The following is a 25,274-nucleotide window of genomic DNA, read 5'->3' as shown; positions in this document are numbered from 1 at the left end:
AGCAGGCAAGCGGCCTGTTGCTGGCGTCCATTGCGCTCCCCGAAGCGGCTCGCGATAAGTGCTGCGAGAAACGCTTCGGGAGAGCTCGATGATCCGCGGAATCCACCATGTCGGCATCCACTGCCACGACATCGCCAAGATGATCGCGTTTTACACCGATGCACTTGGCTTCGAAATGGTCGGTGAGTTTGACTGGGCCAACGAGGACAAGCTCGACTACATCGTCGACCTTGAAAGCTCAATGGCCAAGGGTGCGATGATGAAATCGGGCACCTGCTATATCGAGCTGTTCCAGTACGCTCATCCCGCCCCGCGCAATACTCTGGCCCTTACCGCAGCGGACAAGGGCTATACGCATATCTGCATCGATACCGACAATATCGAGGAGGATTTCCCGCGCCTGATCGCTGCTGGCCTACAAGTCGGTGGCAAGAACTGGGTCGACATGGGCCACGTCCGTACACTCTATTGCCGTGATCCCGAAGGCAACCTGATCGAGTTGCAGCAATGCATGCCGGGCAATGGCATGGAGCTGAAGGACGCGGGCAAGAAGTAAGCAGCCAGCCCTGAGCCTCAGGCAGTCAGCGCTGCAACCAGCGCCTTGACCTTTTTCTGTCGCCACTGCGGCAAGGGGGCGACGAGCCAGTAGGCGCGGCGGCAGTCTTCACTGGCCCCTAGCGAGGCGATCCGCCCGGCCGCGTGCCATTCGCGGGCGAGCAGCGCGGGGACGCGGGCCTTGCCAAGGCCGGCTGCTGCCGATGCCAGTGCGAGGCCGGCATCACCGACATGGACCGGCGGTTCCTCATCGCCCTCACCCTGCGGCGCCGGATCGCCGGGCCAGGTGATCCACGGGCCATCGCCGACGATCACGCGTTCCGCCGAGCCGAGCTGGATGCCTTCGAGATCGCCCGGACCCTCGGTCCACCGCACGGCAAGGTCGAGGTTCGATTCGGTGAAATCGATGTCCTCGCCATCGAGCAGGACATAACGCACTTCGGGGTTTCCGGCGCGGAACGCGGCCAGCCGGGGCGCGAGCCAGACCGCGAGGAAATCGCGCGGCGCGGCGATGGTATACACATGGCTGGCCTGTCCGGCCTGCATGGCCTGGACTGCATCTTCGAATTGCAGAAAACCCGAGCGCAACGCCTCAAGCCCTGCCGTCGCCTCGTCGGTGAGTTCCAGCCCCTTGCTGGTGCGGCGGAACAGGACCACGCCAAGCAGGTCTTCAAGCGCGCGGATCTGCTGACCGACCGCTGCCGGGGTCACCGCCAGTTCGTCTGCGGCGCGGGTGAACGACAGGTGCCGGGCGGCAGCATCGAACACGCGCAAGGCGTTCAGGGGCAGGTGCGTGCGCTTCATGCCAACTTCCCTATGGGCAAGCTGCTTTCAGGGCAAGCGCGGGGAAAGGCTAGTAAGGCGCGCGGCGTTCCGAGCTTTCCGTGGCCGGAGCGGCGAGCGGAAAGAACGGGATCGCTGCTTCAAACGGCGCGCCATCTTCGCTGCGGAACACGTAATGACCTTCCATCGAGCCGCTGGGCATGGTCAGCGGGCAGCCCGAGACGTAATCGTGGCTGCCGCCCGGCGGGATCACTGGCTGTTCGCCGACGACACCTTCGCCTTCGATTTCGTTGACCATGCCGCGCCCGTCGGTGATTTTCCAGCACCGCGAGAGCAGTTGCACCACCTGATCCGAATGGTTCTCGATCCGGATATGATAGACCCAGAACCACTTCCCTGCCTCGATCCGCGATTGTTCGGGCAGGAAGTTCACCGCAACGCGGACGGTGATGCCGTCGGTCATGGCGGCGTGCTGGAAGAATTTCTCCATGGCGGCAGACTAACGCCGTTTGACCGGAGGGGCAATGGCGGTCGGTTCGAGATAGACGACTAAACACCGGACTTTCTTATTGCTACTAATTCGCAATAGCATTAGCTTGAACCGATCAGCAACCGGCAGGAGCCAGAATCGCATGTCCGACCATCCCCGATGCCAGCTTCCCCTACCCCTGCCGGAAGAGGAGGATCTGCGGCTTGTCCTGCGGATCATGCGGCGGATGGCGGCCCATGGCCTGCGCGATGCCCAGGCCGCGCTTCTCGCCATCGACGGATTCGGTCACGGTTTCCGACGGCCGTTGGTGCTGCTGCGCGCCTTCGTTGCGGAACTGGCGCAATGCTCGCGCCGCCGCATCACCGTTGCGCCAAGCTGCGCGCTGCGCATGACTATGGACGAAGCGAGGCTGATCGGCGTGCTGGCCACCGCGAGCCACAATCCCGACTGCGCGCGCGCCCATCTGCGGATACTCGCCGACCGGCACGACGTTTGCCATCCGCTCTCGGCCGCACTGGCAATCGCATCGGCGCTCGGCGATCTCGGCCGGCCATTGCCGCGCCTCAACCGAGCGCAATGCGTTCCCGATTAATCGACCGCATGGGTCGCGGGGCAGGACAGTGACCAGACGAAGCCCTCTGGCGGATAGTCTACGTCAACCTCGCCGCGCAGTTTGCCCTTGGGCACCGAGACGAGGATCTTCGAACCAAAGCCCTCGCGTTCGGGCAGCTTGACTGGCGGCCCGCTGCTTTCCGTCCAGCGCATGGTGAACTGCCCGTCGCTCAGGGTCCATTCGATATCGATCCGTCCGGTTGATACGGATAGCGCACCGTATTTTTCGGCATTCGTCGCCATTTCGTGCACGGCCATGGCAATCGCTTCGCCCGCAGCGGGAAGCAGGTTCAGCGCCGGACCATCGTAGTGCACCTGCGCGCGCGCATCACCGAGCATTCCGAGCTGTGAATCGAGGAGTGCCACGATCGGCACGGGCCGCCAGTCGCGATCGACCAACAGGTCCTGATTGGCCGCCATCGCCGCGATCCGCGCCTCCAGCTTGGGGACGAAGGGCGATTCGGTGCCAAGCGTGCGCCGCGCCATCGACTGGATGATCGCCAGCATATTCTTTGACCGGTGATTGACCTCGCGCAGCAGCAGATCGATCTGCCGCTCTGCGGCGCGGCGCTCGGTAATGTCGGTATTGGTGCCGAACCAGCACATGATCTGCCCGCTATCGTCGCGAAGCGGCACGGCGCGCGACAGGAACCAGCGGTATTCACCGTCGGCACCCAGCAAGGGAAAGGTGTCTTCCCATTCCTCACCGCTGGCGATGCACTGCCTGAAACGCTCGGTCACAGGTTCGACGTGATCGGGGTGGTGGATCTTTTGCCAACCCCAGCCATCCATCGCTTCGAGGGTCGTGCCGGTATAGTCGTACCAGCGCTGGTTGTACCAATGGATCGCCCCGTCCGCCTCGGCGATCCAGGCGAGCTGCGAAATGTTGTCCGCCATCAGGCGGAACCGCTGTTCGGTGGTCTGCAGCGTTTCGCGCAGCTGCTTTTCCGCCGTAATGTCGCGCGCCATCTTGCTGGCGGCCACGATTGCCCCGTCCTTGCCGACCACGGGGCTGATCAGCACGGCGATCTGCACCCTGGAGCCATCCTTGCGCACGCGTTCGGTTTCAAACGTGCTGATGCGTTCACCCCGGCTGATCCGGGCGAGGATTTCGTCCTCTTCGTGCTGCCGGTCCTCGGGGAGCAGGCGGCGGATCGTGTGGCCGACCATTTCTTCCGCCGTCCAGCCGAAGATGCGTTCGGCGCCGGCGTTCCATGTCAGGACCGTACCGTCGAGCGACTTGGCAATGATCGCCGCGTCACTCGATTCGATGATCGCCGCGTAAAGGGCTTCCGGGCTCATCGCGCGGAGGGTTCAGGCTGCATGGAGCAAGATGTAGCGCGGAGTGATCCTCTGACAAGGCGAAAAGAACCGCCCCGCCTTACAATCCGATCGTGCGGAGCGCCTGATCGAGATCTTCCATCACGTCGGCCGGATCCTCCAGCCCCACGCTGATGCGGAGCATGCCTTCGTTCACCCCCATCAGCGCCCGGGTTTCCGGCGTCAGGCTGGAATGGGTGGTAGAGGACGGATGCGTCATCAGCGACTTGGTATCGCCGATGTTGTTCGAGATATCGATCATTTCGAGCGCATCGAGAACTTTGTGCGCAGCTTCGCGGCCGCCATCGACTTCGAAGGAAAACACCGATCCGGCCAGCCGCATCTGGCGCTTGACCAGTTCGTGCTGCGGATGGCTGGGCAGGCCGGGGTGATTGAGCACCGGCACGCGGGCTTCGAGGAAGCGGGCGACTTCCAGCGCATTCTCGGCCTGCTTGACCGCGCGCAGTTCGAGCGTCTCCAGCCCCTTGAGCACGATCCACGCGTTGAACGGTGAAAGCGTGCAGCCGGTGTTGCGCTGGTACGGCAGCAGCGTGCCGTTGATGAACTCCGCCGTGCCGCAAACCGCGCCGGCGAGCACGCGCCCCTGTCCGTCCATCAGCTTGGTCGCGGCATAGGCGACGACGTCCGCGCCGTGATCGAGCGGACGCTGCAGGGCCGAAGTAGCGAAGGCATTGTCCACCACCGAGCGGATGCCATGCTCCCGCGCCAGCGCACAGACGGCGGCGATGTCGACAATGTCCATCGTCGGGTTGGCCGGGGTTTCGAAGAAAAACACCTTGGTATTGGGCCGGATCGCTGCCTTCCACTGGTCAAGGTCGCGGCCATCGACGGCGGTGCATTCGATGCCGAAGCGCGGCAGCAGATTGTCGGTAACCCAGCGCGTCGGGCCAAAGGCGGCGCGGGCAACGACCATGTGATCGCCAACCGAAAGCTGGCAGAGCAGCGCGGTGGACATGGCCGCCATGCCGGACGCTTGCGCGCGGCAGGCCTCTGCCCCTTCCATCAGCGCGATGCGTTCTTCCAGCATCTGCACAGACGGGTTCTGGGTGCGCGAATAGGTCATCCCCGGTTCCTGCCCCGCGAACCGCGCGGCAGGGGTGTGGGCATCGTCATAGCAGTAGCCCGAGGTCATGAAGATGGCCTCCGACGTCTCACCCTGTTCGGAACGCCAGGTGCCGCCACGAACGGCACGGGTAGAGGAACGCCATTTCGACGTGATCGAGCGGTTCTGACCGGTATCGCGCTTCATGCTGCGGCCTTTAGGCAGGTGGCGGGCGCGGGGCAAGGTTTGGGTTAGGGTAAGGGTTCACGCAGAGACGCAGAGAAGAAAAGGGAGACGCAAAGGACTCGCGCTTGCGGCGGGGCCGCTCTCCCACTTTGACCATGCGTCAAGCACAGCCGCTGAATTGAAAAGCGAGCCTCCGGCTCGGCGCAACATCTCTGCGCATCCCCTTTCTCCTCTGCGCCTCTGCGTGAACCACTACTTCTCTCTTTTCTGCGAGAACGCCCCTGTTCAAATGGTTGCACAGCCCCGCCACTCCAACTATCCAGCAAGCCGTGAAGCCCGCCAGCCTCTACACGCCCGATAAGGACCCCTGGCGCTGGTGCGCGGCGATCTGTGCCGCCTTTCTGGCGCTGCTGTGGATCCGCCTGCATATCCCTTCGAAGATCTATTTCGACGAAGTGCATTACGTGAAGGCGGCCCGCGTGCTGCTGACCATGGAACGCCCGATCAACCCGGAGCACCCGCTGGTCGGCAAGGAGCTTATCGCGGCCGGGATGTGGCTGCTGGGCGATAATCCGCGCGCCTGGCGGATCATGCCGGCGCTGTTCGGCACAATCGGCCTGTTCGCCTTCTCGCGCCTCGTCTGGGCCGCGTCGATGCGCCGGCTGGCAACCGTGCTGGCGACCCTCCTGCTGGCGACCAACTTCACCTGGTTCATCCAGAGCCGCATCGCCATGCTCGATATCTTCATGGCGACCTTTGCCATGCTCGCCTTCTGGCAAGTCGCGGCGGCATTTCGCTGGCAACATCAGGCGCGCTGGCGGCTGGCGCTGGCAGGCGTGTTTCTCGGCCTGTCGATGGGGTCGAAATGGTCGGTCGTCGCGCCTGCCATGCTGCCGGGGCTTGGGCTGGCGGTGCTGTGCGTCATCCAGCGCGGCAAGCGCTTTGTGTTTTCCGCCAAGGGCGCGCCGCTGCCCGGGATCAGCCTTGCCGAGGCCGCCGTCTGGCTCGGTCTGGTGCCGCTGCTGGTCTATTTCGCGACCTTCTGGCCGGCCTTCCACTATGCCACGCGGCCGGTCGATCCGTGGGGCATCGTCCAGTACCAAGGCTACATGGTGCAGCTGCAGGACAGCGTCACCAAGAAGCACAATTACATGAGCCACTGGTGGCAGTGGATGCTCGACATCCGCTCGGTCTGGTATCTGTATGAGAACGTTGACGGCACCCAGCGCGGGATCGTGCTGATCGGCAATCCGGTGGCGATGTGGGGCGGTCTGCTCGGTCTTGGCTGGTGTCTCTATGCTGGCCTCAGGCAAGGGCGGCGCGATGCGCTGGCCATGGCGCTGCTCTATCTGGTGGCGATCGGCATGTGGGTGGGCAACCGCAAGCCGGTGCAGTTCTATTACCACTACCTGCTGCCCGGGGCCTTCCTGATGGGATGCCTCGCGCTGGCGCTCGATCAGATCTGGCGGCGCGAGGATCGCTGGCGCTGGCTGGGGCGCGGAACGGTCGCCGCAGCGCTCGCGGTTTTCCTGTGGTTCCTGCCAATCATTTCCGCCGCCGAGCTATCCGGCGGGAAGAAGAGCTATGTCATGTGGATGTGGCTGCCGACATGGCGCTAAAGCCGGGCCGGCAGTCGGTCCACCATCAATCCATCAGCTTCGAGACAAAATAGGTCATCCGCAGCGCCGAGGTATGGGCCTGCTGCTTGATGTCCGCGCCCGATCCGTGGCCGCCTTCGGTGTTTTCGTAGAAGTAGTACGGCAGCTTCATGTCCTCCAGCTTGGCGGCAAATTTGCGCGCGTGCTGGGGGCCGACGCGGTCATCGCGGGTCGTGGTGAAGACATAGGGTTCGGGATAGGCCACCCCGGCCTTGAGCGCGTGATAGGGTGAGACCTTTTCCCAGAACGCACGAACCGCCGGGTCCTTTTCGGGATCGCCGTATTCGCCCTGCCATGAAGCGCCGCGCGCGATCTTGCCGATGCGCAGCATGTCGAGCAGCGGAATTTCGATCGAGACGGCGCGGTAAAGTTCGGGATTCTGGGTCATCGCCACGCCCATCAGCAAGCCACCGTTGGAACCACCAAAAATGCCGAGCCGGCGCGGACTGGTCACCTTGCGCGCGATCAGGTCCTTCGCCACGGCGGCGAAATCGTCATAGGCGACCTGCCGCTTGGTCTTGAGCGCGGCCTCGTGCCATGCCGGACCGAATTCGCCGCCGCCGCGAATGTTGGCGAGCACATAGGCCCCGCCGCGCTCGAACCACTGCTTGCCCAGCGTGCCCGAATAGAACGGGGTCTCGCTGACCTGGAAGCCGCCATAGGCATTGAGCAGGGTCGGCGTGGATCCATCGAGCGGCATGTCCTTGCGGTGGACGATGAAGTACGGAACCTTGGTGCCATCGGTCGACGTCGCCTCGAACTGTTCGACGACATGCTGCGACGCATCGAAGCGCGCCGGCAGCGATTTCACCGCCGCGAGCGCACCGGTAGCGGCATCGGCGCGGTAAAGCGTCGTCGGTGTAAGAAAGCCCGAGACGTTGAGGAACAGGGTGTTGCTCGTCAGGTTCGCGGTGACCACATCGAGCGCCATGTTGTCCGGCAGGTCGAGCCGCGTGGCCTGCCACTTGCCACCGGCTGCCGGGGCGAAGGCGGTGATGCGGCCGCGCACATTGTCGAGCGTGGAGACGACCAGCCGGTCGCGCGTGGCTGTCACGCCTTCAAGCGCTTCGCGCTTGCCCGGTGCCCACAGCAGTTGCGGCTTCAGGTTCGCCGGGTCTTTCAGCAGCGCGGCAAGATCGACCCAGACCAGCGAGCCGGCGCGGAACAGCTTGCCGCCGTGCTTCCAGTCCTCATCGAGCTTGATCACCACCCGGCCGCCGACCATGGCATCGATCGAGGCCTTCTGCGGAATGCCGATTTTCACAGTGCCCTTGCCGGTGGCCAAGTGGAATTCGGAGTGAAAGAAATCGAGCGCGCGGGTGATCAGCGGCAGGGTGTGGCCCTGCCCGTCCTGCAAGGTGCTGACGAAAATGCCGGTATCGCCGGATTCGCCGCGGAACACTTCCTGCGTCTTGTCCATCGGCTGCCCGCGCGACACGCGCTTGACGATATAGGGATAGCCCGACTTGGTCAGGTCCTTGCCCGACCAGTCAGTGGCGACGAGCATCGAATTGCCGTCGATCCACGCAGCCGACTGGATCGACTTCGGGATCAGGAAGCCGTTCTGCACGAACTGCCCTCTAACCACGTCAAATTCGCGCGCTTCAACCGCGTCCTCGCCGCCGATCGAAAGACCGACCATGCAGGGGTTTTCGTTGCGGCCAAGGCAGTTCGCGCCCTTCCAGACATAGGACTTGCCCTCTGCCTTGCCGAGCGCATCGATATCGAGCAGCACTTGCCACTTCGGCTCGGCATTGCCGTAGTCAGCCAGATTGGTCTTGCGCCAGATGCCGCGCAGGTGCTCGGGGTCCTGCCAGAAGTTGGTGACGAGATCGCCGGTCAGGTTCGGCGTCGGAATGCGGTCCTTCGCGCCGAGGATCGCCAGCGCTTCATCGCGCAGCGGGGTGTAATGCGGGCTGGCGGTGAGCCGCTTGTCGGTCTGGGCGTTGTGTTCTTCCACCCACTTCGTCGCGCGGGGCGTGGACCATTCCTCCAGCCAGACGTGGGGATCGTCTTCGGCAAGAGCGGGAGCGGAAATCGGCATCAGGGCAAGCGCTGCGGCGAGCGTACGAAGGTGCATGGGGCCTCGCGAAAAAAGTGTGATCGCAAGACCCTAGCCTCCCCTGTGCAGCCAGCAATGGCTATCCGACGAACAGCCTAAGCTGGCAGACCTAATACTTGCCCCAGACAAACTTGCTCGACAGGGCAAAGTTCCACACCGAGCCCAGCACGATACCGGCAATCACCGCAACGAAGGCCGGCAGGCCGATCATCGTTTTCAGCACATAGGCCGAGCCGACATTGGTCAGCAGCCCCAGCGCGCAGGTCAGCGCGAATTGCGCCCAGCCCTTGAGCAGCGGGAAGAACCCGCGCAGGCGCTTGTCCGAATAGGTCAGTTCGTTGTTCAGCACGAAGTTGAACGACATGGCGACCACGGCGGCGACCGTGTTCGCGACGTTGAACGTCGTCGATTCCGACCAGTTGCCGTAAACGAAGCGCTCCCCGAAGACGAGGTGCAGCATCACCCACAGCGCGCCGAGCTGGACAACGACACCCATCGCGCCGACCGTGCCGAACAGGGCAAAACGCGTCGGGATGATGCGGCCAAGCCACTTGTCGTAAAGCCCGATAAGGAATTCGAAGATCACCGTCTGGTCGAGCTTCGATTCGCCTTCCGCCCGCGCGGCAAAATTCATCGGCAGTTCCTTTACCCGCAGCGGCCGTTCGACCGTGGCGAGGATATCGAGCAGGATCTTGAAGCCGACGCCCGACAGCTTGTGGGCATCGCCGCGCAGCAGTTCGGCGCGCAGCATGAAGTAACCGCTCATCGGGTCGGAAAGTTCAATCCCCGTAACCTTGTTGGCGATGCGGTTGGCAAAGCCGGACGCCTTCACCCGGTCGGGTCGGCCCCATTCCTCGGTGCTTGCGCCCTCGGCAAAGCGCGAGGCATAGGCGAGGTCGTAATCGCCCGAGGTCACCGCGCTCAGCATCTGCGGCAACAGTTCAGGATCGTGCTGATGATCGGCGTCCATGACGGCGACGACCGGCGCAGCCGTGGAGCACATGCCCTCAATCGCGGCAGAAGCCAGACCCCGGCGGCCAATGCGCTGGATGCAGCGCACGCGCGGATCGGACAACGCGAGGCGGCGCGCCTCGTCCGCCGTGCCATCGGGGCTGTTGTCATCGACGATGACGACTTCCCAGGCGACCCCGGCAAGCGCCTTGTCCAGCCGCTCAACCATGCCGCCAATGTTCTTGCGCTCGTTATACGTCGGCAGCACGACAGCGAGTTCGAGGGGTCTTTCGGCAGCCATGGCGGTCTTTTCCAGCGAAATCGGGGTCATGTCCATGCCCCGCAGGACTACGTGGGAAATATCAAGAAACGGTTTATGGTTTACAGCCTGCTAACCACGGCGTCACCGATTGCGCGCGTGCCCGCCGAACCGCCAAGGTCGCCGCCCTTGATCCCGTCAGCCAGTGCGGCTGCAACCGCCGCTTCGATCCGCACGGCCTGCTCCTCCAGCCCGAACGAATGGCGCAGCATCATCGCGGCGGAGAGGATCTGCGCCATCGGGTTGGCCTTGCCCTGCCCGGCGATATCGGGCGCGGAACCGTGGATCGGTTCATACAGCCCCTTGGTGCCATACTGCGTCTGCGTCTCGCCCAGCGAGGCCGAGGCGAGCAGGCCGATCGACCCCACGCACATCGACGCCTGATCCGAGAGGATGTCGCCGAACAGGTTGCCGGTGACGACCACGTCGAACTGGCCGGGGTTCTTGACCAGCTGCATCGCGGCATTGTCGACATACATGTGGCTGAGTTCGACGTCGGGGTATTCCGCCGCCACCTCGATCACCACGTCGCGCCACAGCTGCGAGGTTTCGAGGACGTTGGCCTTGTCGACCGAGCACAACTTACCGGAGCGACCCTGCGCGGCGCGGAAGGCGACATGGGCGATGCGGCGCACTTCGTCCTCGGCATAGGACATCATGTCCCAGCCCTGACGGCGACCGTCTTCAAGCGTGCGGGTGCCCTTTTCGCCGAAATAGACATCGCCGTTGAGCTCGCGCACGATCAGCAGGTCAATCTCGCGCGCCACTTCGGGGCGCAGTGAAGTCAGGTCTTCCAGGCCCTTGAACACGGTGGCCGGGCGCAGGTTGGCAAACAGCGTCAGCTCCTTGCGCAGACCAAGGATAGCCTGTTCAGGGCGCAGCGCGCGCTCAAGGTGGTCGCAGTCGAAATCGCCCACCGAACCGAACAGGATGGCGTCGGCGGCATGGGCAATATCGATCGTCTGCTGCGGCAGCGGGTGGCCGTGCTTGCGCCAGGCAGCGCCGCCGACATCGCCTTCGATCAGCTCCATGCCCGGCAGGTCCAGCACTTCGAGCACGCGAACGGCCTCAGCAACGACTTCCGGTCCGATGCCGTCACCGGCGAATACCGCGATTTTCATGGCTACCCCTGCTGTTCGATCTTGCCGAGCCGGTCCCTCAACACGGCGCGCGCTCCCATAACATCCGAGCGGCGATCGGCAAGCGGATAGCGCGCAATGCGCGGGCCCAGCCGGTCAAGCGCGGCCAGCGCGGCAGGGAAATCGTCGGGATCGGGGCGCTGGATCGGCACTTCATAGCCCAGTTCGCGCAGCAGCAGCGCTTCGTAGCCAACCAGCGCCACGGCCCAGCCGCGTGCCGAGGGGGCATGACACACAGCATCGAGCAGCGCGCCGAGCGCATCGTAAAGCGCGGGATAGGGATGGCGTTCGGGCAGCGCCGCGGCAGTGAGCGCGCAGGCCCAAGTGATCGCGGCGGAGGCGAGCGGTTCACCGAGCCACGGCCCCCTGCTTTCCAGCAGTTCGAGCTTGGCCGACGGCATAGCGCCTTCGATGCGCGATCGGATATCGGCCTCAACCAGATTGCCGGGGATCAGGATCGGGCGCAGCGTACGCCCACGAGCGCCGGCAACATAGGCGGCGACCATGCCCGCCTGCCGCGTCATCAGCCGCACCACCGCGCCGGTTTCGGCGTGGGCGCGAGAGGCGCAGACGAAGGCGGGGGAGCGCAGTTCCATCGCGCCCGGCTGTGGCGCGGGCGGTCAGGCTTGGCAAGCTGTGCAGGATCAGTTGGCGGTTTCTGCCCGGAGCGAGAACTCGGGGCGGCTATCCGGCCCGGCGCAGCTTTGCTTCGATGCAGCGACGAGCGGGTTCTCCGCGCGACCCATCGTCCAGTTGCGGCCCATGCGAACCTTGGGATTGGGCGCACACCAGATTTCGCCGGTGGCATCGATCGCGGTGACCCACATCAGGTTATGCTCCTGACCATAGTCGATCATGCCGATCGCATAGCCATCGCCCTTGCCCAGGACGTGGAGCGGAATGGGGGGGTTGAGCTGGGTAAACATGCAGGAAACATCCAGAAGTTGTTTCCTACATAACAATCAAGGGCCGTTTCAGGTTCCCGCCGGCTTCTTTCCCTTGGGCGCATTGCCAGCTTCAAGCGCGGCGATCCGGGCCTTCAGCGCCTCGGTTTCTTCGCGCGCCTTGGCAGCCATGTCCTTGACCGCGTCGAATTCCTCGCGGCTGACGAAATCCATGCCGCCGAGCGTTTCCTTGAACCGCTCACGCGCGGCATCGCGGGCTTCGCGGCCCATGCCGGCCATGGTGCCCGCCGCGCTGTTCAGCATCTTGGCGAGATCGGCGAAGAGGGGGTTTTCACTCTGCATGGGCGCTAGATGGTCTTTGTGTCGGCGCGGTTCAAGAGCCAAGCTCGATGCGCTGAACTGCGTTGGACGTCGGCCTGCCATCCGCATCGGGATTGAGCTTCAGAAACTGATAGTTGAGCAGCGTCGCAAAGCAGACCCAGGCAAGATAGGGCAGCAGCAGCAAGGCGGCGCCGGTGCGCACTTTCCAGAACAGGTAGACCGTGATGGCGACCGCAATGTCGAGCGCGAAGAGCAGATATAGCGCCGAGGTCATCTGGTGCGCACCGAAGAACAGCGGCGTCCACGCCAGGTTGAGCACGAGTTGCGCGGCAAAAATGGCGAGAGCGATCCCGCGTCCAGCAGCGCCCCGCGCGGCGGCGACCATCGCGGCGGCAATTCCCATCATCAGGTAAAGCAGCGACCAGACGATGCCGAAGGTGGCGGGCGGCGGATAGATGCCGGGCTTCACCAGATCAGCGAACCACGGATTGTCCGGCCCACTTTGCGCCAACTGCCCCGAAACGAAGCCGAGCAGCATGACCAGCGGCACCAGCACCAGCGCCCAGCGCAGGAAAGAGGCCTTGAGCTGGCCGGGAGAAGCGATCGTGTTCATCCGTTTGGTCGACCCTTATGGTTCTGATTCGCTACGGTGTTTTGCCGCATCTTGGCGCTGTGCGATGGCTCTGGCAATTCCCCAAGGCAATCAGGGGTATCCCGTAACGGGAAAGGCTGGCGAGCAGTCTCAACCGCGATTGGCCGAGATGAGGAATTCGACATTGCCTTCGGGTCCCTTGATCGGGCTTTCGACGATGCCCTGCACCTGCCAGCCGAGCTCTTCGATCCACGCGCGCACCTCGTCGCAGACACGCTGGTGCAGGGCGGCATCGCGCACTACCCCGCCTTTGCCCACTTCGGCGCGGCCTACCTCGAACTGCGGCTTGATCAGCGCGACCAGCTGGCACGGCGTGGCGGCGAGCTGTAGCGGCACGTCGAGCACTTTGGCCAGCCCGATGAAGCTGGCATCGCAGACCACCCAGTTGCATGGCCGGTCGATCATCGCCGGTGTCAGCACCCGCGCGCTGGTCTGTTCGAGCACGGTGACGCGCGAATCCTGCCGCAATTTCCACGCGAGCTGGTTGGTGCCGCTGTCCACCGCGAAGACGTGGTCCGCCCCCTTGCTGAGCAGCACGTCGGTAAAGCCGCCGGTGGACGAACCGATGTCCATGGCCACTGCCCCCGCCGGATCGAGCCCGAAATGCTCGATGGCATGGGCCAGCTTGATCCCCCCGCGCGACACCCAGGGATGATCGCGCCCGCGCACTTCGAGCGGGGCGTCGGCGGCAAGCTGCTGGCCGGGTTTGGCGATCTTCGTCTCGCCGCTGAACACGATCCCGGCGAGGACCAGCGCCTGCGCCCGGGTGCGGCTTTCGGCATGGCCGCGCGTCACCAGCATCTGGTCGACGCGTTCCTTTGCAGGAAGCTTGGCCTTAGCGGCAGGACGTGGGGAGGGCGCGTTGGTCATGTCTCTCAGGGGCTTGCGGTTGGGGTATCGTCCTTCCATACCGGGGCGATGAAGGCAAATGCCCTGATCGCCGCGTCGCTGCTCGCGTTCACCCTTGCGGGCTGCGCGTCGACGCCGAAGCCCCAGCAGCTGCCAAGGCCCGTGCCCGATCAGGTACGACCGGTCCGCCCGGCGCCGCCGCCAGTCGTCACGCGCCCGCCGTCAGCTGACTGGCGCGACATGCCGCGCTCTGCCGGTGACTGGTCATGGAGCCGCGAAGGCCAGACCTCGATCGCACGTTATGGCCGGTTGTTCTCGGTCGCTTGCAGCCTGCCGGACCGCCGGATCGCGCTGATCCTCGCCAGTCCGGCCACGTCATCGCAGCCCATGGTGGTCACCACGACATCGACGCGCAGCACTCTTTCTGCCGAACCGGATGGCGGCAAGCTGACCGCCCGGCTGCCCGCTGGCGATCCGCTGATCGATGCCATGGCCTTCAGCCGCGGTCGTTTCATGATCGAAGCTGGCGGAACTGCGCCGCTCTACCTGCCAAGCTGGCCGGAAATCAGCCGCGTGGCCGAAGACTGCCGCTAGGGCAGACAGGGCAGAAAAACAGGCTGGGGATAACCGGCCGGAACGACGGATTCTGACAGCAAAATAATTTCATTCAAGTCTTGTTGTTCGCCCCATGTTGAATCACATTGTTTCGCAAGGACGGCGGTGATTTGCCCCGGCCGAGCCCCGAGAGGGGTGACTTTGGCTTCAACAGCGCGAAAGGAGGTGACCGATGTCTCATGGTTCAGCAGGGAGGTCGGTAATCCGCGTCATGGAGCATTATCGCTGACATCAGATTTGCGATAAAGGCTTCGTGAGCGGCACTTTCCGGCCGCTGACCATGCGAAGGGCTGCACTCCTTGGGAGTCGCAGCCCTTCTCATTTTTTGGGCCTGCGTTTTTTCTCGAGGTGCGGATGTTTTTTGGTTCACGCAAAGGCGCGGAGAAGAAAAGGCGAGGCGCAGAGGAGGAGCGCCGAGCCGCAGGCTCAAAGATCAATCTGACGTTGAAATTACCGCACCATTGTCAATGGAAAGCGACTTCGCCGCAGGCACAACATCTTTGCGCCTCCCCTTTCTTCTCCGCGCCTTTGCGTGAACCCCTTTCTCCCTACCGCCGCACCAGCCCCCTTGGCTTGACCACGCCCAGATCGAAGTGCGACACTACGCCCGCCGGCGCATCGCAGACCTGCGGGACGACCGTGCAGCCGACCAGTCCGGTCCACGGAATGCCGAGGAACGGGTGTCGCCCATCGGCGTCTTCCATCGCCATGAGATGGCATTCAAGCGGCGGATCGCCGTGGATGCGCACGCGGTATTTCGCCTCGCCCACTTCCCACAGCGGCTCCAATTCGGTGCCGAGCTGCCAGTAGAAGTGATAGACGATCAGGGGCTTGCCGCCCGACCAAGCCGTCCATTCATAGTGCTGGCCGCCGCAGGTGCCCGCCTTCACCAGCCCGAATTCGTGCGCGATATCGACCTTGGCCTTCGACACCTCGAACTTGACCGTGACTTCATCGATCTCGACGCCGAGGCCTTCGGCAATCACCGTCATTGACGAATAGAAGTGCTTGTAGGTCTCGGGCGAGCGACGCGGGTTGGCGAGCAGTTCGTCGCAGTCCGCGCCAAATCCCATGATCTCGGTATAGATCATCGGGTTGCGCACCTTGTCGATGATCTCGGTGACCTCGATGAAGTCGATGCGGTTCATCAGGCGGGCAAGCGTCAGCGGCAGGATATCGCCTGAATAGCCGGGATGGATGCCGCAGCCGTGGAATGACGAGTGGCCCTCCTTGCAGGCCGCCTCCACACGCGCGGCGTGTTCGGGGATGAACTTGTTCGGCAGGAACGGCCCGGCGGGCGAGACGACGTTCTTGCCGCTGGCCAGAAGGCGGCAAACCATGTCGATCGGCGGGGTCATCATCGACGGCGAAAACAGCACGCAGTCCGCCTCCATCGCCAGGATCGCCTCCTCACTGTCGGTGCAAATCACGCCGGTCTTTGGCAGGCCGACAATGTCGCCCGCGTCCTTGCCGACCTTGTCCGGATTGGTCACGAGTACGCCGACCAGCTCGGTCACCGGGTTCTCGATGAAGTATTTCAACGCGGTCTTGCCGACCGTGCCGGTGGCCCACTGGATGACCTTGTAGGTTTTCTGGGTCATGATCGTGTTTCCTTATTCGCCAAGATTCCCTCGTCATTCCCGCGCAGGCGGGAACCCATCTCCGAGGTTTCGTTATCCGCAGCGCCCGAGATGGATCCCCGCCTGCGCGGGGATGACGAAGCAGAGGTATTCAATTCAGCCCGCGGGTCTGACCGCCATCGACGCGGTAATTGGCACCGGTGATGAAGCCGTTGGCCGGGCTCGCCAGCATCGCAGCGACCATCGCAAGTTCATGCGGCAGGCCAAACCGGCCAGCCGGCGGCACTTCGAACACGGCTTCGGCGGCGAGCCGTTCATTGACCTGATCGGCGGTCAGGCTCTCATCCCCGAACTTCATCCGGCCGAAACGGACGAGGCCATCGACGAGGATCACGCCCGGCGTCAGCACATTGGCGCAGACGTTGACCCCGCGCAGCGATCCGGCGAGGCTGACGGTGTAATTGAGCAGCGCCGCCTTGGCTGCCGAATAGTCCGCGCCCATGAAATTGGGCTGCATGGCAACAGCGGAGGACACGTTGACGATCCGCCCGAATTTCGCCGCAACCATGTCCGGCACGCAGAGCTGGCACAAGGCCACCGCGCCGAGCGTGTTGGCGCGGTAGTTCGACATGAAGTCCTCGACCGAAATCTCGGCGGGCTTCTTCGAGGTATTGCCCTCGGAATTTCCGCCGGCATTGTTGATCAGGATCTCGATATTTCCGCCCAGCGCCGCGACCGCTTCGGCATGAACCGCCGCAGCCGCCCCGTCTTCGGACAGTTCGCCAATCGCCACCCCGGCCGCGCCGATGTCCTCCGCGACCTTTTCGGCGCGTTCGCGATTGCGTCCATGGACGACAACGCGGGCGCCTTCATCGGTGAGCAAGCGCACGATTGCCTCGCCTATGCCGCTGCTGCTGCCGGTGACCAGCGCGCGGCGACCCTGAAGTTGCAGGTCCATGCTTGTCCTATCCTCTCGTCCTTATCTTGCCAGCATAAGGACGGCTGGGCGCAGCTTTGGCAAGCCGGGCGCGCCCCTCGGAGTGGCGAGGCGGGAAACTCCGTCACAGCGATGGTGCGCGCAGTATCAAGCCACCCTCGCAGCCCTTCCATCGCCAGAAAATAGCGCCTAGACAGCAGTTCGGAGGGCGATATCGCGCACTAAATTGCTTGTGCCTTGCCATTCTTGTAATTTTCGTACACTGGCGGCGCCGGTTTTGACATTAAGGATCGAATCTATGGCGACTCTCGCCGCATCGCAGATCAGTTTCACGCGGGCACCGCATCCTTCGCCAGTACCGGCAGACGCGCGCGATGCGGCGCTGGCCGATCCCGGTTTCGGAAAGCTGTTCTCCGATCACATGGTCTCGATCGACTGGAGCGAGGCAGATGGCTGGCACAATGCCCAGGTCGGCCCGCTGACCGCGATCCCGCTCCACCCGGCGGCATCGGTGCTGCACTATGCCCAGGAAATCTTCGAGGGCATGAAGGCTTACCGCCTGCAGGACGGCACCATGGCGCTGTTCCGGCCAGAGGCGAATGCCGCCCGCTTCAACGCCTCGGCCCGCCGCCTCGCCATGCCCGAACTGCCCGAAGACGTCTTCGTCGAGGCTTGCCGGCAGCTGGTCGCCGCTGACCGCGACTGGTTCCCCAGCGTTCCCGGCGGTTCGCTTTACCTGCGCCCCTTCATGTTCGCCGATGAAGCGTTCCTCGGCGTGCGCCCGGCGAAGAGCTACAAGTTCCTCGTCATCGCCAGCCCGGCGGGCAATTACTTCAAGTCCGGTGCGCCGGCGGTTTCGCTCTGGGTTTCGGACTATACCCGTGCGGCCCCGGGCGGCACCGGAGCGGCCAAGTGCGGCGGCAATTATGCCGCCAGCCTGGTCCCCACGGCAGAAGCCTTTTCGCGCGGGCACGATCAGGTGCTGTTCCTTGATGCTGCCGAACACAAATGGGTCGAGGAACTGGGCGGCATGAACATGTTCTTCGTATTCGACGATGGTTCGATCCTGACCCCGGCGCTGACCGGCACGATCCTTCCGGGCATTACCCGCGAAAGCCTGATCGCGCTGGCCCGCGACGAAGGCCTCACTGTGCGCGAGGATCGCTATTCTATCGACCAGTGGCGCGCCGATGCCGCCTCCGGCCGTCTGGTCGAGGCTTTTGCCTGCGGAACGGCAGCGGTGGTCACTCCGGTGGGCCGCGTTACCGATCCGCATCAGGGCGAATTCGTCATCGGTAGCGGCGGGCCGGGTCAGACCACCAGCAAGCTCAAGGACCGTCTGGTTTCGATCCAGCGCGGCGAGGCGCCCGATCCGCACGGCTGGGTCATGCGGCTGGACTAAGTCGCGGCCATTTACCGGCGGCGCGTTGCATCTGTTTACCAGCCGATGCCATAAATGCGGCATGGGCAAAGCCATGAAACTGCGGTAATATGCGGCCAATTCCAGGGGGCAGGAATTGGCGACGCAGCGCAGATCATCCCGCAAGAAAAAGCGCCCTGCACCGCGCGGGTGGCGGCGGCTTGATCCCCGCACCGCCGATTGGTCACTGCTGAGCTGGCGGCATAGCGCTCCGGCGTTGGCCCTGTTGCTGGGTGCCGACCAGCTTCCCGGCGCCGATCCCGACAAGCCAGTATGGAGCGAGGCTCAGGTCGCACATCTGCTGGTCGAGGCACGCAATACCCCGTTCGATGGCCTGCCCCAGCCTGATACCACGGCGCTGCGCAAGGCAATCAAGCGCGGGCAACCCGGCGCGATCAACCGCAGCGCGAGCGATCTGGCGCTGTTGCTTGCGGGCCAGCACCTCCTCGGCATCACGCCTGCCGAGGCAAAGGTAGAATGGTACATCATCGATACGGACCGTACCGAAGGGTTGGTGGCCGAACTGACAATTGCCCTGCGCGAGGATCGGCTAGGTGACTTTTTCGCCAGCCTGCGCCCGGCCCATCCCGACTATGCCATGCTGCGCAGCTCGCTCGCCAGCGAGGACGATCCGCAGCGCCAGATCGCCCTGATGCGCACGATGGAGCGTTGGCGCTGGCTGCCGCGCCAGCTTGGCGATACCTTTGTGCTGGCCAATGCCGCCGGGTTTGAGGTCAACCTGTGGCGCGATGGCGCCCACGTGAAACGCTGGGCGGCGATTTCCGGCAAGGCGAGCACGCAGACGCCTTCGCTGATGGCCGAAGCGGTGGCGGTAAACTTCAACCCGTGGTGGGAAGTGCCGCAGAGCATTGCCGAGGAAAGCCAGATGCGCGCGGGCGGGCGCTATGTCTGGGAGAAGAACCGCTTTCGCCAGCCGCCGGGGCCGGGCAATGCGCTGGGCCGGATGAAGGTGATCATGCCCAACACGCACAACATCTATCTGCATGACACGCCAAGCCGGGGGCTGTTCGGAGCGAACGTCCGCGCCTTCAGCCACGGCTGCATGCGGGTGGAGGACGCGCTGGGCTTCGCCGCCGCCCTGCTGGATGGGGCGCGCAGCCGCCAGCAGATCGACAAGCTGTTCGAAGCGGAAAAGCCGCTGCCGGGGGCGCTTCCGGTGAAACCCGCCGAGCCGAAATCAACCGTCGTGCCGCTGCCGCAAAAGGTGCCGGTCTATGTCACCTACATGACCGTGACGGTGAAGCCGGATGGCGCGCCGGTGTTCCACAAGGACATCTATGGCCGCGACGCGAAGATCACTTCAGTCCAGCCGCGCCCCGATTCGCAACTCGCACTTCAGTAGCCGCCCTCCTCCACCGTGTTGAACTGGGGGTGGAGTTCCTTCCACCGATACATCCAGTCCATCCCCTCTTTCGCGCGGACCAGATCGTCATCGCGCGGGGCCAGCGCCTCGGTCGCGGCGCGGGCGGCTTCTTCCAGCACTGAACTGTCCCAGCCCATCTCCTCGACCTCGCCCGCGAGCGCCGTGGCACCGGCGCGGCGGAGCATCACCGGCAGCCGATCACGCAGCGCAGCGCAGGTCCAGGGGATCATCGGGCCGTTGGTGTCGGGATCATAGCCCCACAGCGTGTTATGCCCCATAGCAGGGTGGATGTAGTGGTAATGCAGCACCTTTCCAAACACGTCGAAACGCAGATATTCCTCGGTCCGCGCGGCGTTGAACACGTGGATCGAAGGGCCGCGCACCATGCGTTCGGCCGAGTCCCCCAGCGCCCTTGCCTCGACCGCAATTGACACTGGCCCCGCATCGAACCAGCGCGAATGACGCTCGATCAGCGGGATCAGCATGAACTTGTGATACTGGCCGCGGATCGTTTCGACAGTGCGGTTGGAGCGCGGAATTTCAGCGTCGGCCATTGTGGTTCTCCCGTTACCCCATTCCAACCCGGCAAGGGCGCAAGGTCAAATGCCGTCAGTCCGCAGCGGCAGCGGCATCGTCCGAAACGGCAGGAAACTGCGCCGGTTCGCGGATTGAAGAATGGGGTGCGGGCCAGCCTTCGGGCAGGACATCGCTGAACCAGATCAGCCGGCCATGGGCTTGCTCAGGCACGATGGCGAAGCGCGTCGCGGGCGTGCCGATCAGATCGAACCCACGCGATTCCAGATGGTTCCATGTCGCAGCCGCGTTCCTCACCTTGAAGGTGATGCCGCAAATGCCCGCTTCGCCCGCAGGCGGCGGAGACAGCGCCTCCAGCACCGCATCGCCCATCAGGAAGGCTGCGCCGCTGCGGTCCTCGCCCGGCAAATCACGGCCTCCAATCTCGCGCCAGCCAAACCGCCCCGCGAACAATGTCCGCGCCGCTGCCAGATCCTCGCAGGCAAGATCGACCGACAGCAGGCCTTCGATCCCAAGCGTATGATCGTCGCGCCACTTCTCCGGCGCCCAGCCGGCTTTCAGGCGCAGGTCGTTGGGCAGCTCGCCCTGCATCACCTCGATCCGTATGCCCATCGCCTGCCGCTTGGTGATGAGGAAATAATTGTTCTCCATCCCCCGGTCGTAATGCAGATCGAAGCTCTTCGAGCGGAACCATGCGTCCGCCGCCTTCAGGTCAGCCACGCGAAAGGCAAGGCCGATCCAGCGGTTCACGCCAGCCGTTCGCCGCAGCATATCGCCGAGCGGATTGCCGACCTCCGCCCCCGGTCCGGCGGGCGCAATCGGGATGAGCATGGTATCGCCCACCACCATCAGCCGCTCCTCGCGGTCGAAGCGGTATTTCGCCGTCTCGGGCGTCACCAGCATTTCGTAAGCAGTCTCTGCCCCGAACAGGTCGATGAAAAAGGCGTCGCAAGCCGCGCGGTCGGCGTTGTCGGCGATTGCCCAACTGATATGCGCGAGCGGCAGGTTGGCCACGTCGTCCTCCCCGATTTGGTAGTGCGTTACCCTTGAACTTGGCGCTCGAGACGGCACATAGTCCACCCTGCACAGGAGATTTACCGCATGGCCGATGCCTATGTTCCGCCCCGCGTCTGGGCGCCCAAGCCGTCTGACAACCCTTTCGCCGCTATCAACCGCCCGGTCGCCGGGCCGACGCACGAAGCGGAACTGCCGGTCGGCCGACACCCGTTCCAGCTTCATTCGCTGGGAACGCCGAACGGCAAGAAGGTGACGATCATGTTCGAGGAATTGCTCGGGGCGGACTACGCGGCAGAATACGATGCCTGGCTGATCGACATCATGAAAGGCGACCAGTTCTCCACCGGCTTCGTCGCGGCGAACCCCAATTCCAAGATCCCCGCGCTGATCGACCGCTCCGAGCCTGAGCCAGTACGCGTGTTCGAATCGGGATCGATCCTGCTCTACCTTGCCGACAAGTTCGGCGCCTTCATCCCCGCCGAGCCCGCCGCCCGCGCCGAGTGCCTGTCGTGGCTGTTCTGGCAGATGGCCGGGCAGCCGTTTATCTCGGGCGGGTTCGGGCATTTCTACCACTATGCCCCGGTGAAGATCGAATATGCGATCGACCGCTATGCCATGGAAACCAAGCGGCTGCTGGATGTTGCCAATCGCCGGCTGGGCGAGGCAGAATACTTCGCCGGGGGCGCGTACACCATCGCCGACATGGCGGTGTTCCCCTGGTACGTGGGACTGATGGCCGGCACGACCTATGGCGGCGCGGGCGAGTTCCTGTCGCTTCATGAATACGCCAACATCGCCCGCTGGATCGATAGGGTCGGCGCGCGACCGGCCGTGCAGCGCGGCTTGCTGGTCAATGATCGCAATGTCATGCCCGAACGGCACGAAGCGTCAGACTTCGATGGCATTGTGAGAGAGGAAACCTGATGAGCGATGAGGCTCTGCCGCCCGGCGCGATCCGCCTGCCCGGCCGTGTAATTCCGCTGCCGGACACGATCAGCGAAGAGGCGCGCGCCTTTCTCGCCAATCCGATGTTCGGCGGCGAACAGGAAATGCCGGCGCTCGATGACCTCGATGGCTGGCGGCGGCATTGCGCGGAAAGCAACGCGCGCATGACCGCGATGATGAAGATGCAGCGCGCCGGGATTGCTTTTGATTCCGAGGTGATTCGGCTCTCGAACGCGGACCTCTATGACATCCGCCCGATCGCCATCGCGGCGGAGGATGCGGCGGTGCTCTACATCCACGGCGGTGCCTTTATCGTTGGCGGTGGCGAGGCGGCGGGGCTGGCGGCGGCGCAGATTGCCGACATGGCCGGGCTGCGCACCTTTTCGGTCGATTACCGGATGCCGCCGGACCATCCGTTCCCTGCGGGCCTGGAGGACTGCGTCGAGGCCTATCGCTTCCTGCTCGAAAGTTACGCCCCCGAACGCATTGTCATCTACGGCGGATCGGCCGGCGCAAATCTGGCGGTCACCACGATCCTCAAGGCGCGCGACGAAGGCCTGCCCCTGCCCGCCGCCTGCGTGCTCCATTCGCCGGTCACCGACCTGCGCCAGATAGGCGACACGATGACCACCAATGCCGAGATCGACGTGATTCTCAAGCGGCCGGGCGAATGGCTGCCGGGCCTGTATTCGGGCGGGCATGACCTGACCGATCCCTACCTCTCGCCGATCTTCGCCGATTTCACCAAGGGCTTCCCGCCCACAGTGCTGACATCGGGCACCCGCGACCTGCTGCTGTCGGACACGGTTCGCCTGCACCGCGCGCTGCGCAGCGCCGGGGTCCGCGCTGACCTTCACGTGTGGGAAGCGATGTGTCACGGCATGGCCCACACCGCGCCCGAAGCGCAGGAATTGCTGGGCGAACACCTGGCCTTCATGCGCGAGGCGCTGGGCCTGACCTGATCGGACTGTCTTGAAGGGCCTTCCCTTCGCCGCCAATCTTGGCTAGGCGGCGCTTCCCGCATGGTGGGGCGTCGCCAAGTGGTAAGGCACCGGTTTTTGGTACCGGCATTCGCAGGTTCGAATCCTGCCGCCCCAGCCAGTTTCGCAATTAATGATTAGATCGGTTGTTAGCCGGCTTGAAAGTGCCGGTACCGGCCCCGTTTGCTGGGCCCAAAAGGTATCCCATTGGTTCGATTCGAGGCGGCTGAAACGGCGCGTAAGACTGGCATGGTCGGGCCGCTGCCAATGGATTGATGGCAAGCCACTTTGCGGCGTTATTCTGACTCAGACCCCCGGGGCCATCCGCACATAGGTTTGCGGGCCGCAAGTGCGCGGTGCCTGGACAAGCCAGCGGGCCGGGATCAGGTCAGGCGCTTCGGTCAGGGGGCTATCGACCACCAGCCCGATGTGGAAAGTTTCGAGGAAGGCCTCCTTGTCTTTTTCTGACAGTCGGCCTTCGAGGAAATTGCGCGGCACCAGGCTGGTTTTCAGACCATATTCGGCGGCGAGCCGCGCCGCCTGCGTGGCATCGATGACCAGAGCGCGGTCCTGGCCGGGTGGCTGGCTACGCAGGCAGGCGGCGATCTGCTGCGGGCTTGCGGTTGGGGCTTCAGTCATGCGGGCCTCGGCCTTTGACCAGATTTCGTCCCAACCCATGACCATGCCGCTCCAGGCGCCGGCAAGGCTTGCGAAGGCGAGGCCTGCCATGATCATGGGCCGAGCCCTGCCGAGCCGCAACAAGGGCACGATGAGCCAGCCGAGCAAGATAAGCCAGAATAGCGAGAAATAGCGATCATCGAGATACCCGGTCAGCACATAGCCGGGAAACATGGACAGCGTGGCAATGGTAAAGGCCAGTCCGGCCATAACCGGGGCCGTCATCAAGCCCTTGAACCCGAACGAAAGACCCGTTGGATATAACCTTGGTCGCCAGGCCACATGCAAGGCCGTCAACAAGAGGAATAGGCCATAGCCAATGCTTCCCGGTGCCAGGATCAAGGCGCCCGGTAATTGCAGAAGGTGGCTGATGACCTTGTGCAGGAACATCTGCGGATCCTGCGCCGCGCTCTGAGGGGACGAGCCTTGCGGGAACCAGTCGGTGGCGAAGGCATCCGGATCGGCAGCCATCGCCACCCAGCTGCTGTCGCTTGCCAGCAGGCGGCCATGGATATTCAGCGAAGCAAGAAGCCACGGCAGCCAGATCGCCGCCAGCCCGAAAACAAATGCCACGGCAACCCTGCGCTGCCCGCGAAAAAAGGCGATTGCCATCCATGCGGCAAGGCACAGGGCAAAAGGCAACATGTCAAAGCGCAGCAGGATGGTGATCCCGCTGCACAATCCGGCGCAGGCAGCATGAACGGCGCGCGGCGCGGGGCTGCGCGTCATCAGCAGAAAGGCTTGCAGCACCAGCGCGATGGTCAGTGGGATCGACCGGCCAGCCACCACTTCATCGAAAAATCCGGGGAAGCGTAGCAGCAGGCCGGCGAGCGCGAGTCCGGCGAATGGCAGCCCCGCAAAGCGGCGTACCAGCACTTCGCATTGCCAGGCGATCAGGGCCACGGCGACTACATTGACGACGATTCCCGCGCGCAGGCCAGTGCCTGTCAACACGTCAGCCATCGCCCATACTGCCGGGAAGCCGGGTGGAAACGCGGTTGATGGCGCGTCCGGCGGTGATACGAACGAGCGCAGGTGCTCCAGATGATAACTGCCTTCGCGCAACGATCGCGACAGTTCGAAATAGGCCCAACTATCGACGGTGTAGCGGGGATCCTGCCAATGGAACAGGAAGACTGTGGCCAGCAGCACCGCGAACGACAGAAGAATGACCGGGCCGCACAGCCGCAAGACAAGCGAACCGCCGCCCGTTCCAACTCCGGCACCTGTTCCGGAAACTTCGCTGCCTACCAACCCCGTTCACCCCATTACGGCGCAAAGTCCCATTCACCCTGCCTTTGGTTCGGAGTAGATTGAAC

General features: G+C 63.9%; 25 protein-coding genes and 1 tRNA gene. 9 read left to right on the top strand and 17 right to left on the bottom strand.

What is annotated here, in order from left to right; translation table 11 throughout:
* The first annotated feature begins 88 nt into the window (after positions 1-88).
* Positions 89-556 carry a VOC family protein gene (locus RMO89_RS00370; protein WP_310530529.1) on the top strand — a complete coding sequence of 156 codons (468 nt, stop codon included), beginning with the start codon at positions 89-91 and terminating at the stop codon, positions 554-556.
* A gap of 17 nt (positions 557-573) precedes the next feature.
* Here the strand turns inward: RMO89_RS00370 and RMO89_RS00365 are convergent, their stop codons facing one another.
* Together RMO89_RS00365 and apaG are read right to left on the bottom strand one after the other, a co-directional pair.
* The gene (locus RMO89_RS00365; RefSeq protein ID WP_310530528.1) at positions 574-1,359 is read right to left on the bottom strand and encodes a LysR family transcriptional regulator; all 786 of its coding nucleotides are present in this window, start codon (positions 1,357-1,359) and stop codon (positions 574-576) included.
* A 49-nt stretch (positions 1,360-1,408) separates the two neighbouring features.
* Positions 1,409-1,828, bottom strand: a complete 420-nt coding sequence (gene apaG, locus RMO89_RS00360) for a Co2+/Mg2+ efflux protein ApaG (protein ID WP_310530527.1) — start codon at positions 1,826-1,828, stop codon at positions 1,409-1,411.
* Positions 1,829-1,970: 142 nt separating this feature from the next.
* On the opposite strand from apaG, the gene RMO89_RS00355 reads away from it, so the two are divergent.
* Positions 1,971-2,420: a DUF6628 family protein gene (locus RMO89_RS00355; protein WP_310530526.1), complete on the top strand. Its 450-nt coding sequence runs from the start codon at positions 1,971-1,973 to the stop codon at positions 2,418-2,420.
* Here the strand turns inward: RMO89_RS00355 and RMO89_RS00350 are convergent.
* Positions 2,417-3,742 (bottom strand): PAS domain S-box protein, encoded by a 1,326-nt coding sequence (locus RMO89_RS00350; protein WP_310530525.1) that lies wholly within the window; start codon positions 3,740-3,742, stop codon positions 2,417-2,419. The genes RMO89_RS00355 and RMO89_RS00350 overlap by 4 nt on opposite strands.
* Before the next feature lie 79 nt (positions 3,743-3,821).
* The gene (locus RMO89_RS00345) at positions 3,822-5,030 is read right to left on the bottom strand and encodes an aminotransferase class I/II-fold pyridoxal phosphate-dependent enzyme (protein WP_310530524.1); all 1,209 of its coding nucleotides are present in this window, start codon (positions 5,028-5,030) and stop codon (positions 3,822-3,824) included.
* 308 nt (positions 5,031-5,338) lie between these two features.
* Here RMO89_RS00345 and RMO89_RS00340 point away from each other — a divergent pair, with 308 nt between their 5' ends.
* Entirely contained in the window at positions 5,339-6,628 is a 1,290-nt protein-coding gene (locus tag RMO89_RS00340) for a phospholipid carrier-dependent glycosyltransferase (protein WP_310530523.1), read from the top strand.
* A 25-nt stretch (positions 6,629-6,653) separates the two neighbouring features.
* Here RMO89_RS00340 and RMO89_RS00335 read toward each other — a convergent pair whose 3' ends face one another.
* The 8 genes from RMO89_RS00335 to RMO89_RS00300 form a co-directional block, all read right to left on the bottom strand.
* A complete protein-coding gene (locus RMO89_RS00335; RefSeq protein ID WP_310530522.1) occupies positions 6,654-8,747 on the bottom strand; it encodes a prolyl oligopeptidase family serine peptidase in 2,094 nt (697 codons plus the stop codon).
* A 91-nt stretch (positions 8,748-8,838) separates the two neighbouring features.
* Positions 8,839-10,011 (bottom strand): glycosyltransferase, encoded by a 1,173-nt coding sequence (locus tag RMO89_RS00330; protein WP_409035493.1) that lies wholly within the window; start codon positions 10,009-10,011, stop codon positions 8,839-8,841.
* Positions 10,012-10,061: 50 nt separating this feature from the next.
* Complete coding sequence (leuB, locus tag RMO89_RS00325; protein WP_310530520.1) at positions 10,062-11,120, bottom strand: 3-isopropylmalate dehydrogenase; 1,059 nt, start codon at positions 11,118-11,120, stop codon at positions 10,062-10,064.
* A 2-nt stretch (positions 11,121-11,122) separates the two neighbouring features.
* Positions 11,123-11,734: a DNA repair protein RecO C-terminal domain-containing protein gene (locus tag RMO89_RS00320; protein ID WP_310530519.1), complete on the bottom strand. Its 612-nt coding sequence runs from the start codon at positions 11,732-11,734 to the stop codon at positions 11,123-11,125.
* Between the two features lie 48 nt (positions 11,735-11,782).
* Positions 11,783-12,064: a hypothetical protein gene (locus tag RMO89_RS00315; protein ID WP_310530518.1), complete on the bottom strand. Its 282-nt coding sequence runs from the start codon at positions 12,062-12,064 to the stop codon at positions 11,783-11,785.
* A gap of 48 nt (positions 12,065-12,112) precedes the next feature.
* Complete coding sequence (locus tag RMO89_RS00310) at positions 12,113-12,385, bottom strand: accessory factor UbiK family protein (protein ID WP_310530516.1); 273 nt, start codon at positions 12,383-12,385, stop codon at positions 12,113-12,115.
* A 31-nt stretch (positions 12,386-12,416) separates the two neighbouring features.
* Positions 12,417-12,977 (bottom strand): TspO/MBR family protein, encoded by a 561-nt coding sequence (locus RMO89_RS00305; protein WP_310530515.1) that lies wholly within the window; start codon positions 12,975-12,977, stop codon positions 12,417-12,419.
* Positions 12,978-13,106: 129 nt separating this feature from the next.
* Positions 13,107-13,886, bottom strand: a complete 780-nt coding sequence (locus RMO89_RS00300; RefSeq protein WP_310530514.1) for a TlyA family RNA methyltransferase — start codon at positions 13,884-13,886, stop codon at positions 13,107-13,109.
* Between the two features lie 48 nt (positions 13,887-13,934).
* Between RMO89_RS00300 and RMO89_RS00295 the strand changes: the two genes are divergently transcribed.
* On the top strand, positions 13,935-14,459 hold the full coding sequence (locus RMO89_RS00295; protein WP_310530513.1) for a hypothetical protein: 525 nt from the start codon (positions 13,935-13,937) through the stop codon (positions 14,457-14,459).
* A 569-nt stretch (positions 14,460-15,028) separates the two neighbouring features.
* Here RMO89_RS00295 and RMO89_RS00290 read toward each other — a convergent pair.
* Both RMO89_RS00290 and RMO89_RS00285 read right to left on the bottom strand, forming a co-directional pair.
* On the bottom strand, positions 15,029-16,081 hold the full coding sequence (locus RMO89_RS00290; RefSeq protein WP_310530512.1) for a hypothetical protein: 1,053 nt from the start codon (positions 16,079-16,081) through the stop codon (positions 15,029-15,031).
* A 130-nt stretch (positions 16,082-16,211) separates the two neighbouring features.
* Positions 16,212-17,018 (bottom strand): SDR family NAD(P)-dependent oxidoreductase, encoded by an 807-nt coding sequence (locus RMO89_RS00285; protein ID WP_310530511.1) that lies wholly within the window; start codon positions 17,016-17,018, stop codon positions 16,212-16,214.
* A gap of 277 nt (positions 17,019-17,295) precedes the next feature.
* Between RMO89_RS00285 and RMO89_RS00280 the strand changes: the two genes are divergently transcribed.
* Together RMO89_RS00280 and RMO89_RS00275 are read left to right on the top strand one after the other, a co-directional pair.
* Complete coding sequence (locus tag RMO89_RS00280; protein WP_310530510.1) at positions 17,296-18,399, top strand: branched-chain amino acid aminotransferase; 1,104 nt, start codon at positions 17,296-17,298, stop codon at positions 18,397-18,399.
* 115 nt (positions 18,400-18,514) lie between these two features.
* Positions 18,515-19,780 carry a L,D-transpeptidase family protein gene (locus RMO89_RS00275; protein ID WP_310530508.1) on the top strand — a complete coding sequence of 422 codons (1,266 nt, stop codon included), beginning with the start codon at positions 18,515-18,517 and terminating at the stop codon, positions 19,778-19,780.
* Here RMO89_RS00275 and RMO89_RS00270 read toward each other — a convergent pair.
* A complete protein-coding gene (locus RMO89_RS00270) occupies positions 19,774-20,355 on the bottom strand; it encodes a hypothetical protein (protein WP_310530507.1) in 582 nt (193 codons plus the stop codon). The two genes, RMO89_RS00275 and RMO89_RS00270, sit on opposite strands and share 7 nt — an antisense overlap.
* A gap of 55 nt (positions 20,356-20,410) precedes the next feature.
* Entirely contained in the window at positions 20,411-21,349 is a 939-nt protein-coding gene (locus RMO89_RS00265) for a VOC family protein (RefSeq protein WP_310530505.1), read from the bottom strand.
* Between the two features lie 87 nt (positions 21,350-21,436).
* On the opposite strand from RMO89_RS00265, the gene yghU reads away from it, so the two are divergent.
* The 3 genes from yghU to RMO89_RS00250 all read left to right on the top strand — a co-directional run bounded on the left by yghU (position 21,437) and on the right by RMO89_RS00250 (position 23,398).
* On the top strand, positions 21,437-22,276 hold the full coding sequence (gene yghU / locus RMO89_RS00260; protein ID WP_310530503.1) for a glutathione-dependent disulfide-bond oxidoreductase: 840 nt from the start codon (positions 21,437-21,439) through the stop codon (positions 22,274-22,276).
* The gene (locus tag RMO89_RS00255) at positions 22,276-23,259 is read left to right on the top strand and encodes an alpha/beta hydrolase (protein ID WP_310530502.1); all 984 of its coding nucleotides are present in this window, start codon (positions 22,276-22,278) and stop codon (positions 23,257-23,259) included. Before yghU ends, RMO89_RS00255 begins: the two co-directional genes overlap by 1 nt.
* 64 nt (positions 23,260-23,323) lie before the next feature.
* A tRNA-Gln gene (locus tag RMO89_RS00250) sits at positions 23,324-23,398 on the top strand.
* A gap of 185 nt (positions 23,399-23,583) precedes the next feature.
* Here the strand turns inward: RMO89_RS00250 and RMO89_RS00245 are convergent.
* Positions 23,584-25,209 carry a hypothetical protein gene (locus RMO89_RS00245; protein ID WP_310530501.1) on the bottom strand — a complete coding sequence of 542 codons (1,626 nt, stop codon included), beginning with the start codon at positions 25,207-25,209 and terminating at the stop codon, positions 23,584-23,586.
* Between the last annotated feature and the right edge of the window lie 65 nt (positions 25,210-25,274).

The sequence above is a fragment of the Novosphingobium sp. genome, from assembly GCF_031424035.1.
Taxonomy (GTDB): domain Bacteria; phylum Pseudomonadota; class Alphaproteobacteria; order Sphingomonadales; family Sphingomonadaceae; genus Novosphingobium.
Note: the sequence above shows the minus strand (reverse complement) of the source record. Positions and strands in the feature narration are given on the sequence as shown.